Source organism: Daejeonella sp., assembly GCF_037719425.1.
In the GTDB taxonomy this organism is placed as follows: domain Bacteria; phylum Bacteroidota; class Bacteroidia; order Sphingobacteriales; family Sphingobacteriaceae; genus Daejeonella.
The window spans coordinates 5,205-6,052 of the sequence record NZ_JBBJNI010000176.1 but is presented as its reverse complement, the minus strand read 5'-3'; the positions used below and the strand labels follow the sequence as shown (position 1 = coordinate 6,052).

Below are 848 nucleotides of genomic sequence, written 5' to 3'. Positions count from 1 at the left end.
GATCTTGCTGGACAATTTTGCTGCAATCGGCGATGCAATGGCACTTCCTATAACTAATCCCAGAATTGCCTCCCAATACACATCGTTAAGTAATGTCAGAAACGTCAGTGAGCTCATTAGGGCAATGAAAAAGCGGCTTAATTTAACAGTTCCCAGCGAATACCGTGCATTTCTTCCTCCTGCAATGAGCGACGACAGAACGATAGAACCCCAGCCACCGCCGCCGACCGCATCCACAAAACCGCCCCCAAAACCAAGGAACCTGATGTTTTTTATTTTCGCTCCTACCCGCTTCCGGTTAACTTTAAAGGCTTTTGAAAGGATCACAACACCCAATATCAGCGTATAAAATGAAACTATCGGCTTAGTAATATGATTGTATTCTTCAAGATTAGTCAGCAAAAATGCTCCAATCATGGCTCCAATAACCCCCGGTATCATCAATAGCCAGAACAAGCGCATATTCACATTTTTCATCCGGAAATGCATCCAGCCGGCAATACCGTTACTAAGTATTTCAGACACATGAACCGCTGTACTTGCCGAAGCCGGTGGAATGCCCATCGACAAAGAAAAAGTAGTAGAAGTAACTCCGTATGACATACCTATTGCACCATCAATCATGGCGAAAATAAAGCCTGCGATCAGGAAGTAATAGAATGTTGGGTGAACGCCCTGCAGGTACTCTCTGAAAGCGGGGTCGTTAAACCAGAATAAGGATACGATCAATGCGAGCCCCAGGAAACCTGCACCCCATAACACCCATCTCATTCTCCGGCTGGCTTCCTGCTCTGCTATCGGTGTGATCAAAACGGCTGTAGCTTTATTCAGTTCCGTTACTTTATGCG

General features: G+C 45.6%; 1 protein-coding gene. It reads right to left on the bottom strand.

Annotated elements, in window-relative coordinates; translation table 11 throughout:
• On the bottom strand, positions 1 to 848 hold an 848-nt coding region (locus WKF69_RS17390), incomplete at both ends, for a sulfite exporter TauE/SafE family protein (protein ID WP_340383496.1).